12 protein-coding genes are annotated in these 17027 nt (G+C 68.7%); 11 read left to right on the forward strand and 1 reads right to left on the reverse strand.

The features are described 5' to 3' along the window. Positions 1-15 precede the first annotated feature (15 nt). From FBY39_RS08895 to recR, 4 genes are all read left to right on the forward strand, one after another. Positions 16-747 (forward strand): HAD family phosphatase, encoded by a 732-nt coding sequence (locus FBY39_RS08895; protein ID WP_141931971.1) that lies wholly within the window; start codon positions 16-18, stop codon positions 745-747. Beyond that, the gene (locus FBY39_RS08900; protein ID WP_186337004.1) at positions 747-3263 is read left to right on the forward strand and encodes a glycoside hydrolase family 65 protein; all 2517 of its coding nucleotides are present in this window, start codon (positions 747-749) and stop codon (positions 3261-3263) included. The genes FBY39_RS08895 and FBY39_RS08900 overlap by 1 nt, the downstream gene beginning before the upstream one ends. A gap of 81 nt (positions 3264-3344) precedes the next feature. Then, positions 3345-5543, forward strand: coding sequence for a DNA polymerase III subunit gamma and tau (locus FBY39_RS08905; RefSeq protein WP_141931973.1), 2199 nt, complete (start codon positions 3345-3347; stop codon positions 5541-5543). Positions 5544-5546: 3 nt separating this feature from the next. Continuing rightward, on the forward strand, positions 5547-6143 hold the full coding sequence (recR, locus tag FBY39_RS08910) for a recombination mediator RecR (protein ID WP_141931974.1): 597 nt from the start codon (positions 5547-5549) through the stop codon (positions 6141-6143). Between the two features lie 135 nt (positions 6144-6278). On the opposite strand, the gene FBY39_RS08915 is transcribed toward recR, so the two are convergent. Then, positions 6279-6770, reverse strand: a complete 492-nt coding sequence (locus tag FBY39_RS08915; RefSeq protein WP_186336937.1) for a hypothetical protein — start codon at positions 6768-6770, stop codon at positions 6279-6281. A 173-nt stretch (positions 6771-6943) separates the two neighbouring features. On the opposite strand from FBY39_RS08915, the gene FBY39_RS08920 reads away from it, so the two are divergent. From FBY39_RS08920 to FBY39_RS08950, 7 genes are all read left to right on the forward strand, one after another. Next, the gene (locus FBY39_RS08920; protein WP_160133061.1) at positions 6944-8614 is read left to right on the forward strand and encodes a protein kinase domain-containing protein; all 1671 of its coding nucleotides are present in this window, start codon (positions 6944-6946) and stop codon (positions 8612-8614) included. A 206-nt stretch (positions 8615-8820) separates the two neighbouring features. After that, a complete protein-coding gene (locus tag FBY39_RS08925) occupies positions 8821-9195 on the forward strand; it encodes a hypothetical protein (protein ID WP_141931976.1) in 375 nt (124 codons plus the stop codon). Further along, positions 9192-10220 (forward strand): phosphate ABC transporter permease subunit PstC, encoded by a 1029-nt coding sequence (gene pstC / locus FBY39_RS08930; protein WP_141931977.1) that lies wholly within the window; start codon positions 9192-9194, stop codon positions 10218-10220. Before FBY39_RS08925 ends, pstC begins: the two co-directional genes overlap by 4 nt. Next, positions 10220-11458, forward strand: coding sequence for a phosphate ABC transporter permease PstA (pstA, locus tag FBY39_RS08935; protein WP_260837504.1), 1239 nt, complete (start codon positions 10220-10222; stop codon positions 11456-11458). The genes pstC and pstA overlap by 1 nt, the downstream gene beginning before the upstream one ends. After that, positions 11455-13053, forward strand: coding sequence for a phosphate ABC transporter substrate-binding protein PstS (gene pstS / locus FBY39_RS08940; RefSeq protein ID WP_141931978.1), 1599 nt, complete (start codon positions 11455-11457; stop codon positions 13051-13053). Before pstA ends, pstS begins: the two co-directional genes overlap by 4 nt. A gap of 211 nt (positions 13054-13264) precedes the next feature. Continuing rightward, positions 13265-15760: a hypothetical protein gene (locus FBY39_RS08945; RefSeq protein ID WP_141931979.1), complete on the forward strand. Its 2496-nt coding sequence runs from the start codon at positions 13265-13267 to the stop codon at positions 15758-15760. A 59-nt stretch (positions 15761-15819) separates the two neighbouring features. Next, entirely contained in the window at positions 15820-17007 is a 1188-nt protein-coding gene (locus FBY39_RS08950; RefSeq protein WP_141931980.1) for a substrate-binding domain-containing protein, read from the forward strand. Positions 17008-17027: the final 20 nt, after the last annotated feature.

Consider the following 17027-nt stretch of genomic DNA (forward strand, 5'->3'; position numbering starts at 1 on the left):
GAGCGAAAGGGCCTCGTGACCGCCGCAGCCCCACCCGACCTGACCGCATACGACGCCGTCCTCTTCGATCTCGACGGCGTGCTGACACCCACCGCCGAGGTGCACATGCACGCGTGGCGAACCATGTTCGAGGACCTCTTCGCCGCGTGGGGGTTGACCCCCGCCTACACCGACGACGACTACTTCGCCTACCTCGACGGCAAGAAGCGCTACGACGGCGTCGCGAGCCTTCTGCGTTCGCGCGATGTCGAGGTTCCATGGGGCGACCCGAGCGACCCCGTCGAGGCCGACACCGTGTGCGGGATCGGCAACCGCAAGAACGTCGTGTTCGAGCGGGTGCTGCGGACCGACGGCATCGCCGCCTATCCGGGCTCCCTCGCGCTCCTGGACGTCCTCGAAGCCGCAGGGACCCCCGTCGCCGTCGTGTCGAGCTCGAAGAACGCCGAAGAGGTTCTCCGCGTCGCGGGACTCCGCGACCGCTTCCCCGTCGTCATGGACGGCGTCATCGCAGAGCGCGACCACCTCGCATCGAAGCCGGCGCCCGACGTCTTCCTCGAAGCGGCTCGGATGCTGGGCGTCGAGCCTGCGCGCTCCGTCGCGATCGAAGACGCCATCAGCGGCGTCGAGTCCGCGGCATCCGGTGGTTTCTCGCTCGTCATCGGTGTCGACCGCGGTGTCGGTGCCTCCGCCCTCACCGACGCGGGGGCGCACCTCGTCGTCACCGATCTCCAGGAGCTCGTCCCGTGATGGATCGCGACCGCTTCCCCGTCGACCCGTGGCGGCTCGTCGAGCGCTCGTACTCGGGTGAAGACGCGGGCGTCACCGAGACGATCTTCGCCGTCGGCAACGGATACCTCGGGCTGAGAGGCAACCATGTCGAGGGCCGTCACTCCTATGAGGACGGCACCTTCATCAACGGTTTCCACGAGACCTTCCCCATTCGGCATGCCGAGCAGGCCTACGGGTTCGCAGAGGTCGGCCAGACGATCGTGAACGCCCCCGACCCCAAGGTCATGCGCGTCTACGTCGACGACGAGCCCATTTCGCTCGACGTCGCCGACGTCCGCGAGTACGAACGCTCCCTCGATATGCGCGACGGCGTCCTGCGGCGGCGTGTCGTGTGGATGACTCCGTCCGGCAAAGAAGTGCTCATCGAGGATGAGCGTCTCGTCTCGTTCGACGAGAAGCATCTCGCCGTGCTGCGGCTGCAGGTCACGGTGCTCAACGCCGATGCGCCCGTCACCGTGAGCTGTCAGGTGATCAACCGTCAGGACGGCGAGAACGTGTACGGCGGCACGCCGAACGCCTCGAAGCAGAAGGGCTTCGATCCGCGGAAAGCCGACAAGATCCACGAACGCATCCTGCAGCCACAGGAGTTCTGGCAGGACGAGGAACGGTCGGCGCTGTCGTACTGCGTGACCGAATCCGGCATGACACTCGCTCTCGTCGCCGACCACGTCATCGAGACCCAGAACGAGTACAGCGCGCGACGCCTCATCGAACCGGACATCGCCAAGAACGTCTTCCGGGTGCAGGCGAAGGCCGGGGTTCCGATCCGCATCACGAAGCTCGTGAGCTACCACACGTCGCGAGGCGTTCCCGCTCGCGAACTCGTCGACCGCTGTCGCCGCACGATCGATCGCGTCCTCGCCGAGGGCGTCGACTCCGTCTTCTCGGCTCAGCGCGCCTGGCTCGACCGGTTCTGGGAGCGATCCGACGTGCGGATCGGGGGCCATGACGACCTGCAGCAGGCGACGCGCTGGTGTCTCTTCCAGCTCGCGCAGGCAGCCGCCCGCGCCGACGGTCAGGGCGTCCCGGCGAAGGGCGTCACGGGATCGGGCTACAGCGGCCACTACTTCTGGGACACCGAGATCTACGTCCTGCCGTTCCTCGCGTATACGACGCCGCTCTGGGCGCGGAACGCGCTGCGGATGCGGTACCTCATGCTGCCGGCGGCCCGGCGGCGCGCGTACCAACTCAACGAGGCCGGGGCGCTCTTCCCGTGGCGCACGATCAACGGCGAAGAGGCGTCCGCGTATTACGCCGCGGGCACGGCGCAGTACCACATCAACGCCGACGTCAGCTTCGCCCTCGCCAAGTACGTCCGGGCGACCGACGACGTCGAGTTCCTCTACCGCGAAGGCGTCGATATCGCCGTGGAGACGGCGAGGCTCTGGGCGACGCTCGGATTCTGGCGACAGAGCGACGGCGATGTGGAGATCGAGTCGTTCCATATCCACGGCGTCACGGGACCCGACGAATACACGACGGTCGTCAACGACAACCTCTTCACGAACGTCATGGCCCGGTTCAATCTGCGCTTCGCCGCGCGCACGGTTCGCGACATGGCGCAGGACGCCCCCGAGGCCTACCGGCTCATGGCCGATCGGCTCGGCCTGGAGGAGGATGAGGCCGACGGATGGGACCGCGCCGCCGAGGCGATGCACATCCCCTTCAGCCCGGCGCTCGGCATCCATCCTCAGGACCACGTGTTCCTCGAGCGCGAGATCTGGGACCTCGAGAACACGCCGCCTGACAAGCGACCGCTGCTCCTGCACTTCCACCCGCTGGTCATCTACCGCTACCAGGTGCTCAAGCAGGCCGATGTCGTGCTCGCCCTCTTCCTGCAGGGCAACCACTTCTCGGCCGAGGACAAGCTCGCCGACTTCGAGTACTACGACCCGCTCACGACGGGCGACTCGACCCTCTCGGCGGTCGTGCAGGCGATCCTCGCGGCGGAGGTCGGCTATCAGGACCTCGCACTGGACTACTTCCGTCAGTCGATCTTCGTCGACCTCGCCGACCTCCACCACAACGCCTCGGACGGCGTGCACGTCGCATCGGCCGGCGGAGTGTGGACGGCTCTCGTGTGCGGCTTCGGCGGGATGCGAGACCACTTCGGCGAGCTCTCGTTCGACCCGCGGCTTCCCGCAGCGTGGCCGTCGCTCGAGTTCGTGCTGCACTGGCATGGCACGCGACTCGACGTGACGCTGACGCGCGAATCGCTGAGCATCCGGGCGACGGGGGAGACCCCGGTCGGATTCAGCGTGCGAGGGATCGGCTACGTCGTCGGCGACGGGGATGAGGTCATCGTGCCGCTGGCGGGACAGGGGCCCGTCATCGCGGGGCGCCCGTCGCTGGGGGAACTCAGCGAAGCCCGTCGCGAAGACGGATCGATCCTGTCCGCCTCCGTGCCGACGGTCACGTCGACGATCCCCGTCATCGGCATGGCGACCGACGTCGACCTCGGTCTGGACGCCTGACCTTCCGTGCCATCCGGGCGTCGTTCCCCAGACGGGGACGACGCCCGGACCGATGTCGGCGTCACGCCGTAGGCTAGGCGGGTGACCGCCGCTCTCTACCGCCGCTACCGACCCGAGTCGTTCGGCGAGATGATCGGTCAGGGGCAGGTCACCGAGCCGCTCATGACGGCTCTCCGTGGTGACCGGGTCGGACACGCCTACCTCTTCTCGGGGCCACGAGGCTGCGGAAAGACGACGTCGGCGAGGATCCTCGCGCGCTGCCTCAACTGCGCGCAGGGGCCGACTGACACGCCGTGCGGCACCTGCGACAGCTGCGTCGAACTCGGTCGCGGCGGAGGCGGGTCACTCGACGTGGTCGAGATCGATGCGGCATCCCACAATGGTGTCGACGACGCCCGCGACCTGCGTGAGCGCGCGATCTTCGCGCCCGCGCGCGACCGGTTCAAGATCTTCATCCTCGATGAGGCGCACATGGTGACGCCGCAGGGGTTCAACGCCCTCCTGAAGCTCGTCGAGGAGCCGCCGGACCACGTCAAGTTCATCTTCGCCACGACCGAGCCCGAGAAGGTCATCGGCACGATCCGGTCGCGGACCCACCACTACCCCTTCCGACTCGTCCCTCCGGCCGCGATGCTGGCGTACGTCGAAGAGCTCTGCCGCACCGAGGGCGTCGAGGTCGAGCCGGGAGTGCTGCCGCTGGTCGTGCGCGCGGGCGGCGGGTCACCGCGTGACACGCTGTCGCTCCTCGACCAGTTGATCGCCGGATCCGACGACGCGAAAGTCGCCTATGCGCGCGCCGTCTCGCTGCTCGGCTACACGCACGCCGAACTGCTCGACGAGGTCGCCGACGCGTTCGCGACGAGCGACGCCGCCGCAGCTTTCGCCGCAGTCGACCGCGTGATCCAGACGGGACAGGATCCGCGCCGGTTCGTCGACGACCTCCTCGAGCGGCTGCGTGACCTCATCGTCATCGCCGCCACCGGCGAAGGCGCAAGCGCGGTGCTGCGCGGACTCTCCGCCGACGACATCGCGCACCTCTCGCGCCAGGCCGACGCCTTCGGCTCGGCCAGACTGTCTCGTACGGCCGACATCGTCATCTCCGCGCTCGACGAGATGACGGGTGCGACCTCGCCCCGCCTTCAGCTCGAACTCATGGTCGCGCGCGTGCTCGCTCAGGGCGCCGCCCCGGCTTCCGCGCCGGCCCCCACCGGTGTATCGACCGCGGCTCCCGCTGCGGCGGCCGCTCCCACTGCGCCGACAGCCGCCCCGGCGGGCCCGACCGCTCCCACTACGCCGGCCAGTCCAACTGCGCCGACGGCCGCCCCGGCGGTCCCGACGACGCCGGAGCCGCGGCTCGCGGCATCCGTCACACCTCCCAGTGCTGTCGCCTCGGCGCCCGAGGTTTCTTCTGACGTGGTCGACCCGCCCGCAGCAGCGCCGGCGCCGGTGCCGACCGGACCGGTCACGACGGGCCGATTGCAGGATGCCTGGCCCGAAGTACTCGGTCGACTGGAGGCCATCAGCCGAACGTCGTGGCTCCTCGCGTCGAACGCGCGCGTGACGAACCTGGCCGACGATGTGCTGACGCTGACCTTCTCGAGCGCTGCCGACGTCGCGAAGTTCAAGGAACGCCGCGCCGGCGCGGGACCCAGCGAAGACTTGCGGCGCGCCATCCAGAGCGTCGTCGGGATCACGGTGAAGTACCTTGCGCGGCACGAACCAGACGGTGGCTCGCGCACCGACGACGAGCCGCCACCGCCCCCCGACGACGAACCTCCGCCACCCGACGACGCACCGCCGGCACCGCCGCAACCGTCGTCGAAGCCGTCTGTCGCACCGTCCTCCTCACGACCCGCGGGGTCACAGCGTCCCCCCGCTCCCCGAAGTGCCCCCTCGGCGGCCGCGCCCGTGACGGAGTGGGCGGTCGCGCCGATCCCGACGACGCCCGGAGCCCCATCCGCGCTCCCGGCCCTCGCCGTCGACGACGAGCCCGAAGATGCGGCATCCGCACTCGGCCACTCCCGTGTCGCCACGATCGCTCCCGCTCGCGAGGGCGACGTGCTGCCGTCGGAGTCGGGCACGACCGACGACGATGACGACGACGGTGCGCCCGAGCCCGAGTCGCCCGACGCGCCGGTGCCGCCGGTCGTCGCCCCGCGCATCCAGACGACGTTGCGCACGAACGGCGTGCAGCGTGTGGGTGAGGCCGTCGTCCGGCAGATGCTCGGCGCGCGCTACGTCGGCGACGAGCCTTTCACCCCGCCCACGAGGTTCAACTGACCCATGTATGACGGCATCGTCCAAGACCTGATCGACGAATTCGGTCGGCTTCCCGGCATCGGCCCGAAGTCTGCCCAGCGCATCACGTTCCACATCCTGCAGTCGCCGTCCTTCGACGTCTCACGGCTCGCCGAACTGCTGAGCGTGGTGCGGGAGCGCGTGCGGTTCTGCGACATCTGCGGCAACGTGTCCGAGCAGGAGCGCTGTTCGATCTGTCGCGATCCGCGTCGCAATGCGACCCTGATCTGTGTCGTCGAAGACGCGAAGGACGTCTCCGCCATCGAGCGAACCCGCGAGTTCCGCGGGCTCTACCACGTCCTCGGCGGCGCGATCAGTCCCATCGCGGGCGTCGGTCCCGACGACCTGCGGATCACGCAGCTCATGCAGCGTCTGGCCGACGGCACGGTGCAGGAAGTCATCCTGGCGACGAACCCCAACCTCGAGGGCGAGGCGACCGCCACCTACCTCAGCAGGCTCCTCCGCACCCTCGAGATCTCGGTCACGCGCCTGGCATCGGGGCTCCCCGTCGGAGGCGACCTCGAATACGCCGACGAGGTCACCCTCGGTCGCGCCTTCGAAGGCCGCCGCGCCATCGGCTGAGCCCCGCCGCATCCGCCGCCGGTGTCGCCGAGACCGGGGGTTTCGCCGACTCCGGGTGGTGTGCGGGTGTGTTTCGGCGAGGCCCTCGGTCTCAGCGGCGGTGCGTCCGGCCTGCGACGGCGCGGGCGACGAGGGTCAGCGGAGCACTTCGACGAGTGCCACCCACGACACGACGAGCGCTGTGATGATCGCCAGGATGGCTCCCACCGCCGCGACGGCGAGGGCTGACGGAAGCCCGGCGATGCCGAGCACGCCCGCGGCGAGATACGTCAGGGCGGGAAGGAACCCGATCGCGGCCTTCACGCCACGCGCGCGGTCGCGCCGATCGTCGTCGGTCGCGAGGATCCGAGCCGTCTGGACCGGGAAGACCAGAGCGATGAGCGAGGCCAGAGTCACGAGTACGCCGAACCACATCTCATCGAGATCGGGCATCAACCCGAGCGCCGAGACGACGAGTGCGAGGACGAGCATGACGATCCCCGTGCCCAGGCGGGCAGTGAGTCCGCGCGACTTGACGATGTCGCCGATGTTGACGCTGGCCGCGACGATGACGAGACCCCCGAGCGTCGCCGTCGCCCCCACGATCGCGACGTTGAAGTCCTTCCACTCGGCGAGCACCTCGGTCATGCCCGCACTCTAGCGCTATCCGTCATCTCGCGATCAGACGCCGGTCACAGAGTGCTCACCCGTCGGGCACGCGTCGGTTCCCGGTACGGGCGAAGATGGCGCGCGGTGAGTGCATCTGCCGCGCCGCGCGCCGTTGTCAGGTGCTTCGAGGCACGTTCCGTGGGAAGGCGTCAGTGATAGACGACGTTCCCCCACAGGATCCGCCGATCGGTCTCATCGCCGACAGGTTTCGAGTTGCAGGTCTCCTCGGGACCGGCGGGTCGGCATCCGTCTTCAGAGCCTTCGACAGCACGGAGAACCGCGCCGTCGCGATCAAGCTCCTGCATCCGCACCTGTCGGATGACGCGGGGATCCGTGCCGCGTTCCTCGCCGAGGCGCGGCGATCCCGGGAGCTTCGGCATCCGCGGATCGTCGAGGTGATCGACGTCGGAGTGTTCCACGACGACGGCAGCGTCATCGCCTGGATCGCAGAGGAACTCATCGCGGGCGCAACGCTCGCCGAGCACGTGCGCGCCCACGGTCCGCTCTCGACGCGCCACGCCGTCGAGCTCGGGCGCGGGATCCTCGACGCCCTGAGCGCAGCCCACGACGCTGGGCTCGTCCACCGCGACGTTTCGCCGACGAACGTGATGCTCGAGTTCGACGGCGACACCCTTGTCGACGTGACGCTCCTCGACTTCGGACTGGCCGATGTGACGGGCGCGGATGCCGTCGGCAGCGACGTTCTGCGGAGCAGGTCGCACGCGGGGCGAACGGGAGTCGTCGGCAACGTCCACTTCGCCTCACCTGAACAGCTCAGGGGCGAGCCGATCGACGGACGCGGCGACCTCTATCAGCTCGGGGCTGTGCTCTTCTTCGCCGTGACCGGTCGTCGTCCCTACGACTCGCCCGACCGGACGGCCGTCATGCGAGCCCACCTCTCGTCGCCGCCACCTGTGCCCTCCGTCCGAGCGCCGGGGGTGCCGGGGGCATTCGATCGGGTCGTCGTCCGTGCGATGCTGAAGTCGCCCGAGGATCGATTTCAGGATGCCGCGGAAATGCGCGCTGCGCTCGACACGGTGATCGTGGCGTCCGGGTCGGTCGACGCGACGACCGTCACTCGGGTGTGGGGCCCTCCGCAGTCAGGACAGCGGCCAGCACAGACGGGGGTGTCGGCGACGACGGATGCCGAGCCAGTCCGCCCGCGTGAGTCCATCGCGTGGGGGGTGGGGCTCGCTGCGGCAGCGCTCCTGACGGCCGTCGTCATCGCCGTGCCGCTTCTCATCCCCGCCGAATCCGCAGCGCCGCGGCCGGTGTCCTCGACGCCCGCGGCATCCGTGCCAGCTCCGTCGCCGAGCACGCCGGTACCGAACGCGCCGGCCGTCGCCCAGACGGTCGTCGTTCCCTCTCTCGGCGCACTCGGAGAGTTCCTGACGGCGCTGCACGCAGGTGGGCTCGTCGCGGGAGACATCCGCTACGTCGACTCGCCGGCGGATCCGGACACGGTTATCGACGCCATGCCCGCGCCCGGTGAACAGGTCGCGGCGGGCACCGTGGTCGCGCTGACCGTCGCTTCGGGGGCGAACGTCGTACCCGCCGTGGCGGGCCTCACCCCCGTCCAGGCGCTCGAGGTCGTGCGTTCCGCGGGTTTCGACGCGCAGCTGGCGATCGTGACGTCGTCGGACCTCCCGCGCGATGTCGTGATCGGGACGGACCCCGCGACAGGGTCGCATCGCCTCGGCTCGACCGTGCGGATCGTCGTCTCGGCGGGGCCCGTGCAGCCGACCCCGAAGCCGACTCCGACCCCCGAGCCGACCCCCGAGCCGACGTCGACGGTTCCCGGGAATCCTCCCGACGGTGAGTGACTCGAACCCGTCCAGTCCGCGTTCATCTTTCAGACATGCGACGTGGCGGCTCGACGAGACCCGCGTTCATGACGCGGGCATAACTTCTGGATGCTGGCGGCTCGGGCCGGCCTGTGGGAGAGCGAGTCTGAGGCGTGAAGGGTCCGCGCATCATCGTCAAGCAATTGGCGTCATCACGGCATGTCCGCAAGTGGCGCGACCATTGCATGACAGCCCTTGGAGGGGCAACCGATCGATTCGGTCAAGAGTCCGCTGACGATCTCATCGTCTGGCAGCTGTCGTCGGCGAACAACCGGCCGCTGGCTCGCAGTACGCGTGCGTACGGAAGCTTCGAAGACGCGAATGACGCGGCCACGGCGATCCGCGCTCACGCGGGACAGATCACGTATCGCTCGCTGAAACTGACGTCGCGCTCCGAGTATGTGTGGATCGGGTCGCTGGACTCGCAGAGCGTGCTCATCTCCGCGCGCATCTACTCGACCGTCCGCGATGCGCGAGACTCCATCGTCGTCGTCTCGGGAGCGCTTCCGGATGCCACGGTCGAGTCGGCCGCACGCGCTCTGACGAGAGGCGCGCGATGACCGATGCATCCACCGAGGTCATCGAGACGCGCGCGGATGCCGCGACGGGCACAGCGTCTCCACGCTCCCTCGCGACGCGCGCTTCCGTTGCGGATGTCTGGTTTCGAGGGTTCCTGCGCGCGGCGGGAACCGCGACAGTCGGCATCATGCTCGCGGTCGGGCTGTTCCTCGCTCTTCGTGCGAGCGACGCTCTGTCGGTCGCGGGCTTCTCGTTCCTCACGACGGAGGAGTGGTCGCCGCAGACGGGCGAGTTCGGTGTCGCGGCGGTGCTGTTCGGCACCGTGACGATCGCTCTCGTCGCGATGTGCGTGTCCATCCCGCTCTCGGTGGGAACGGCGCTCCTCCTCTCGGAGGTGGTCCGTGGCCGACTCCGTCAGACGCTCATCTCGCTCGTCGATCTCATGGCGGCCGTCCCCAGCATCGTCTTCGGTCTCTGGGGACTGTTCTTCCTCCAGGCGGCGATCATCCCGGTGTCGCGCTGGATCTCGACGTACTTCGGGTGGATCCCGATCTTCGCCGTCACCGACCCGTCGGGGGCTCCGCTCACGGACGCGAGTGCGTTCACCTCGTCGGCGTTCATCGCCGGTGTCGTCGTGGGGATGATGGTCATCCCGATCCAGACCTCCGTCATGCGAGAGGCGTTCACGCAGGCGCCGCCGGGGGAGCGCGAGGGTGCGTACGCGCTCGGGTCCACGCGGTGGGGGATGATCCGCACGGTCGTGCTCCCGTTCGGTCGCGGAGGCATGATCGGCGGCACGATGCTCGGCCTCGGCAGGGCGCTCGGCGAGACGATCGCGGTGTATCTCGTCATCTCGCCGATCTTCACGATCAACTGGCATGTCCTGCAGACAGGCACCAACTCCGTGTCCGCGCTCATCGCCCTCCGGTACGGCGAGGCCAGCGCCTTCGGCCTGTCGGCGCTCATGGCGGCGGGCCTCGTGCTGTTCATCATCACGCTCATCGTCAACTTCTCGGCGTCGCTCATCGTCGCCCGTTCGCGCTCCGGCGCCGGTTCGGAGGCATGATGAGCACCGTTCTCGAACGCGAGAAGACGATGACTTCCGCGACATCCGCCGGGTGGACGGCGATCCCCGACAAGACAGGGATCGGCGTCGGCGAGCGCCGGCGCCTGCGCGGGATGTCGTTCGACGACACCTTCAACCTCGTGGGTGCGGGAGCTGCGGCGACGTGCACCGCGACGCTGCTCTTCGGATGGCTGACGCCGCTCACGGGGGTGGTCGGATGGATCGCGTTGTCCTATCTGCTGTTCCTCGGTCTCTACGTCGTGCTGACCTCGCTCCGCGCCGACCGCCAGGAGGTCGCCGACCGCGTCGTCACGGTGCTGCTCGTGTCCGCCGGCGTGACGCTGCTCGGTGCCCTCATCTTCGTGATCACGTTCACGATCATCCGAGGATCGAGTGCGCTTCTCCACCTCAACTTCTTCACCCAGACGCTCGAAGGCACCGGACCGCTCGATCCGCTGACCTCCGGTGGCATCCTTCATGCGATCGTGGGCAGTCTCATCCAGATCGGAATCGCGCTCGTCATCACGATTCCGCTGGGACTGGCGACCGCGGTCTTCCTCAACGAGGTCGGCGGGCGATTCGCGCGTTTCGTCAGGACGATCGTGGATGCCATGACGGCACTGCCATCCGTGGTCGCCGGGCTCTTCGTCTACGCGGCCGTCATCCAGCTCGTGACGCAGCAGCGGAACGGCTTCGCGGCATCCCTCGCGATCACGGTCATGATGCTCCCCATCGTCATCCGGGCATCCGACGTCGTCCTGCGCCTTGTCGCGAACAATCTGCGGGAGGCGGCGTACGCGCTCGGAGCCACTCGCGTGAGCACCGTGTGGCGCGTCATCCTCCCGACCGCCCGCTCGGGACTCATGACGGCCCTCATCCTCGGCACGGCTCGCGGTATCGGCGAGACGGCTCCGGTCCTGCTCACGTCGGGCGTGACGGCCGTTCTCAATCTCAATCCCTTCGAGGGCCCGATGATCTCGCTCCCGCTCGCGATCTTCGACCTCGTCAAGTCACCCGAGCCCGCCATGATCGCGCGGGGATTCGGTGCTGCCGCGGTGCTCCTGATCCTTGTGCTCGGACTCTTCCTGACAGCGCGAGCCATCGGCGGTCGCGGTCCCGGCGATCTGACGAACCGTCAGCGCCGCCGCGTCGCCGAGGCATCCCGACGCGACGCGGCGCGCATGTCGCGCCGAGAGTCCATCCCCGTCTTCCCGACGACTGAGGAGTCCCGCCCATGATCCGCCGTTCCCGCGCCCTGCGCGCAGCGCTCGCCGTCGCTGCCTTCGCCGTGGTCGCCTCTCTGATTCCCGGCAGCGCGACGGCCGCCAGCTCGTGGTACGCGATCGGCGGCAGCGGGTCGACCTGGTCCGAGAATGCGCTCAAGCAGTGGAGCGAGAACGCCAAGAACAACTACGGCATGACCGTCAACTTCAGTGGTCAGGGGTCGACGGCGGGGCGTACCGACTTCATCGCGGGCACCGTCGACTTCGCCGTGAGCGAGATCCCGTTCCAGACGAGTCCACAGGACGGCTCGCTTCCCGAGCGGCCGAGCCGCGGATACGCCTACATGCCGATCGTCGCAGGCGGCACATCGTTCATGTACAACCTCAAGATCGGCGGCAAGAAGGTCACGAACCTCCGTCTCTCCGGCGAGGTCATCACGCGGATCTTCACCGGCGAGATCCGGAAGTGGAACGATCCGGCGATCCAGGCGGACAACCCGGGGCTCGCGATGCCCGACAAGAACATCACGCCCGTGGTCAGATCGGACGGTTCTGGCACGAGCGCGCAGTTCACGCTCTGGATGTCGAAGCAGTTCGGCAACATCTGGCCGCACGGCATGACATCTCAGTTCCCCACTCCTGCGAACGGCAAGGCACAGGCGCAGTCGATCGGCGTCGCCGGATACGTCAGCCAGGACTATGGCGAGGGCTCGATCACGTATGTCGAGTACTCCTACGCGATCAATGCCGGATTCCCGGTCGCGAAGGTTCTCAACCGTGCCGGCTACTACATCGAGCCGACGTCCAACTCGGTCGCCGTCGCACTCCTCGGCGCCCAGATCAACAATGACGCCAACTCGCCCGACTACCTGACACAGAATCTCGACAACGTCTACAACAACGCCGACGCACGTACCTACCCCCTGTCGAGCTACTCGTACATGATCGTCCCGACCAAGGTCGAGGGGATCTTCAATAACGAGAAGGGCAAGACCCTCGGTGCGTTCACGCGCTACGTCCTGTGCGACGGCCAGCAGTACGCGTCGCGGTTGGGGTACTCGCCCCTGCCGCTGAACCTCGTCCTCGCCGGTTCGGAGCAGATCAAGCGGATCCCCGGCGCCGGGGGCACCGGCATCGACATCAACAACTGCAAGAATCCGACCTTCGCACCCGGCGACTCACCGGGGAGCAATCGTCTCGCCGCGTCGGCGCCGCAGCCCGCCGACTGCGACAAGCAGGGGCCGAACCAGTGCACGACGGGCACGGCCGGCGCCATCGACGAGACCCCGATCACGGGCGGCGGAGCCGGAGGCGGGTCCACCGACGGTGCGGCAACCGGTGGTGGCGGCGGGGGAGCGGCCGCTGCCGGTCCGGATGCCGTCAGCGCGACGGGCGATGCCGTGTACGACGAGACCGGCGCGCTGATCTCGGGCGGGGGCGCGCTGGCGGGTGGTGCCGTCTCCAGTCCCTTCACCCTCGCGGCGGATGGCATGGGTGCCCCGCAATGGATGATGCTGGCAGCCGGCGTTCTCCTCCTCGCCGTGATCATCGCGCCCGTTTTCGTGGCGCGGGGTCGAGGCGGGACAAGAGGCTCCCCGCCGGCGAAGTAGGCCTGTGGGCGAAGAGCGGCACACGACAGACGTCGGTGCCGCTCTTCGGCGTTCGCCGGACCTCATGAGGGCTTTGCCTCGGGCCGGGAGAACCGGGGAGATCACGGGGGGTTCCGACTACCAGGCGGCGCGGTCGCGTTGGGCAGTTGTTCATGGCGATTCCATCACCTGCCGTTTCGCTGTTACACGTTGCGCGATCTGGGGAGTGTCTGTGAAATCTGAAGCCGTTCGCCGAGGCGGCACGCTCCGGGCGATCTTCGTCGGGGTTGTCGTGATGGGAATCGTCCTCGTCGCGGGACTCGCTGTCGCTCCTGCCAGCCAGGCGGCAGTCGAAGACTCGTCGGCCGTCACCGTCACGGCGCAGGAGCAGGACCCCGACTGGAAGAACGCGCCGTTCCCCGATCTCGAACTGACGGTCTCGCAGACCACGGGTCTCGTCGATCAGGGCATCACGCTGACCTGGAAGGGCGGAAAGCGCTCGGGCTTCCCGGACAGTCAGAACGCGGGATCGAACTTCCTCCAGATCATGCAGTGCTGGGGAGACGATCCCGCAGGGGGGCCCGATCGCACGACGTGCCAGTACGGTTCGACGTTGACGGCAGGCAACACGCGCGACAACTTCGTCCCTGCAGGCAGCGCGGCACCCGAGGATGCCGCCTACACCGCCCCCGGGGCGGGTTCTTTCGGGTCGGACTACGTTTCGATCCCCTTCCGATCCGTCACGGGAACGACCGTTGCGAGCGTCGTCGACGGCAAGCAGAACGTCGCTGTCGATGTCAACACGAATGAGTTCTTCACGCGACTGTCCACCAACGAACTTCCCTGGGCGGGCACCGGCGCCGACGGCACCGGCCGCGTCGGATTCGAGCTGCAGACGGGGCTGCGGGCGCCCGGGCTGGGGTGCGGCGCGCCAACGGGAGACGGAGCTGATGCCGAGGGTCGGTCCTGCTGGCTCGTCGTCGTCCCGCGCGGCACGGCGGATGCCGGAGAGCAGGGAAACATCCTCTCCGGACTCTTCTGGAACAACTGGAAGCACAAGCTCGCCGTGAAGCTCGACTTCCGTGCGCTCGGTGTGAGGTGCCCGATCGGCGCCGCTGAACGACAGGTCGCCGGCAGCGAACTCGCATCCCACGCGATCGCGTCGTGGCAGCCGTCTTTGTGTTCCGTCGAGGACGGCTCGATCTACTCGCTCATCACGACGAACGAGTCCGACGCCCTCCTCGACGCGAATGTCCGCGATACGGCGAGTGCCCTCGCGCTGGCCAGTCGCTCGCTCGGCGACGCGGAAGCCGACCGGCTCCGGTACGCGCCCATCGGTCTTGCCGGTATCGCCGTCGGCTTCGCGATCGACCGGTCCCCACTCAGCACGGACGTCCCCGACGACGTTCGCAACCGTGCACGCCTGCCGTTCGAGCGCGTCAAGCTCACGCCGCGCCTCATCGCGAAGCTCCTGACGTACTCGTACCGCGATTCGCTCCCCGCGGGTGCCGACCGATCCCACATCGGCTACGTCGACAGCGCGAACCCCGGCGACAATCCGCGCAACGTGACGCGCGACCCCGACTTCCTCGCGATCAACGACGAGGAGTGGAAGTACCAGGGGCTGCAGAGTTCGGCCCTGGCGGATCTGCTGATCCCGCAGGGCCGATCGGATGCCGCGTGGGCGGTGTGGCAGTACGTCATCGCCGACGATGAAGCCCGACGCTTCCTCGAGGGTGAGCCGGACCCGTGGGGAATGGTCGTCAATCCCTGGTTCGCGACGACCGCGGAAGAGAACCTGAGCGGAACCGCGCTCACACTCCCGCGCGACAACTTCCCCAAGGCGGACCCGATCGAAGTCCCTGCCGCCGGGGGAGCCGGGGCCATCAACCTCGTCACGTGGCGGCCCTACACGGGCGGCCTCGCGCAGAGCGCCGTCCTGACGCTCCGGGGGGACGGGCAGACGCTCGGGACGTGGGACCCGAACTCGATCCCGCCGCGCTACGCGAAGAACCCTCGGGAGCTACCGGGCGGACAGCGCGTCGTCGGGCTCACCGACTGGGCGTCGGCGTCGCGGTATCAGGTGCTCACCGCCGAACTCCGCAATCCTGCAGGGCAGTTCGTGGCACCGACGACGGAGAGTCTCGAAGCCGCCGCGGCGGCGATGACGCGGGATCCGCAGCAGGATCAGGTCGTCGCGCTCGACCCGCGGTCGGCCGAGGCCAAAGCGGCGACGTCGGCCTACCCACTCGCGATGCCGGTCTACGCCGCCTCCCGGGTCGACCTTCCCGACGCCGACCTGCGTGGTTCCTTCGCTCAGTTCATCCGCTACGCCGTCGGTCCCGGGCAGGAGCCCGGCGAAGGTCTCGGCCAACTCCCGAGCGGCTACGCGCCGATCCCCGAGTCGTGGCGAGACCAGGCGCTCGCGGCTGCGGCAGCGATCGAGACCGGTCCGGTACCGACCACCTCGCCTGCTCCCGTGCCGCCGACCGCGGTCTCCCTCCCGGCCGGACAGGGCGCCGCCGCGGGCACGGTGCCGCCCGCCGCGACCGCGGCCGTCGTCGGTCAGCCCGCCGCCGAGGGAGACGCCGTCACGGTGCTGTCCGGCCCGCCCTCCGCACCGGACGCCGATCTCGGCGCGTTCGGGGCCGTCGTTCCCCTGAGCGCCGGGGCCGGCGTCGCCGCCACGGCCGTCGCGCTCGTCTTCTCGCGTCGCAGAGTCATCTGACGCCGCTCCACGACTCACTCCTCCGCACCATCACCCCACCCAACAAGACAGGGAAACGCATGAAACTCTCCAGGAAGCTCATCGCGGCCGGTGCCGCACTGGGCATCGCCGTCGCCGGTGTCGTGGCAGCTGCCCCGGCCAACGCGGAACCCGTTTCGGACAGCTACGTGCTGGTCGGGTCGGACACGCTGCAGGACATCGGGAACGCCCTCGCCAACGGAAGCCGCAACAACCCCGCCAACGCGCTCGTGCGTGTCACGGCCGGCGCGACGCGCATCGGCTCGTTCGATGCCTTCGGCTCCGCGGTCATCCAGACCAAGGAGAACGGTCCGTACTTCCCGCGCCCGAACGGCTCGGGCGCAGGCGTCAACGCTCTCATCGCCTCCATCAACAACACGACGTACCTGACCAGCGCCAGCCCGATCGGCGGCCAGGTCGACATCGCGCGGTCATCGTCGAGCGCCGGCTCGAACGCCAACGCCGCCGGCGATCTGCTGTACGTCCCGTTCGGCCGCGATGCCCTCGGCTACATCTACCGTGTCGACCCGGCATGGAGCCAGAGCACGAAGGACGCCTTCGCGGCATTGAGCTTCGCGCAGATCAAGGACATCTACGAGGGCAACGTCACCACGATCGGTGGACAGACGGTTCGTCCGCGTCTGCCGCAGTCGGCGTCGGGCACGCGCTCCTCGTTCATCAGCAAGATGGGTCTCACGGGGTCGCCCTCCACCGTCCCCGCTGCCGACAACACGCCTCAGGGACCGCCGGAGAACGACGCGACCGTCCTCACGCAGCCCGGCGAGATCATCCCCTTCTCCGCGGCGAACTGGGTCGCACAGGCCAACGGTGCATCGGCGACCAACACGACCACGACGGCGAACGTGTCCTACGGCAACGCGGACGGCCTGACGCCCTTCACGGTCTCGTCCGGCAAGCTCGTTCCCGGAGCGGCCTACTACGCCTCGACCTGGGGTCGCGACACGTACCTCGTCGTCGAGTACGCCCGCACCGTTGCCACCTACCCGTCGGGCCCCAACGCGGGTCAGCCGAACCCCCGCTACGACGCGAAGCTCACGGCGCTGGTCAACCCCACGGGTGCCGGCCAGACGAGCCTCGTCACGAACGCCGCCAGCGGCTCCAGCGTCGGCGCCGTCAAGCGCTCGTACGGCTTCCTGGCTCCCGCGAGCACGACTCCGGTCCGCTCGCACCCCAACGTCTACGCCGACTCGGTGTGGCCGGGCGTCTGAACTGTCTCGAACTGAATACC

The organism is Microbacterium sp. SLBN-146, from assembly GCF_006715145.1.
In the GTDB taxonomy this organism is placed as follows: domain Bacteria; phylum Actinomycetota; class Actinomycetes; order Actinomycetales; family Microbacteriaceae; genus Microbacterium.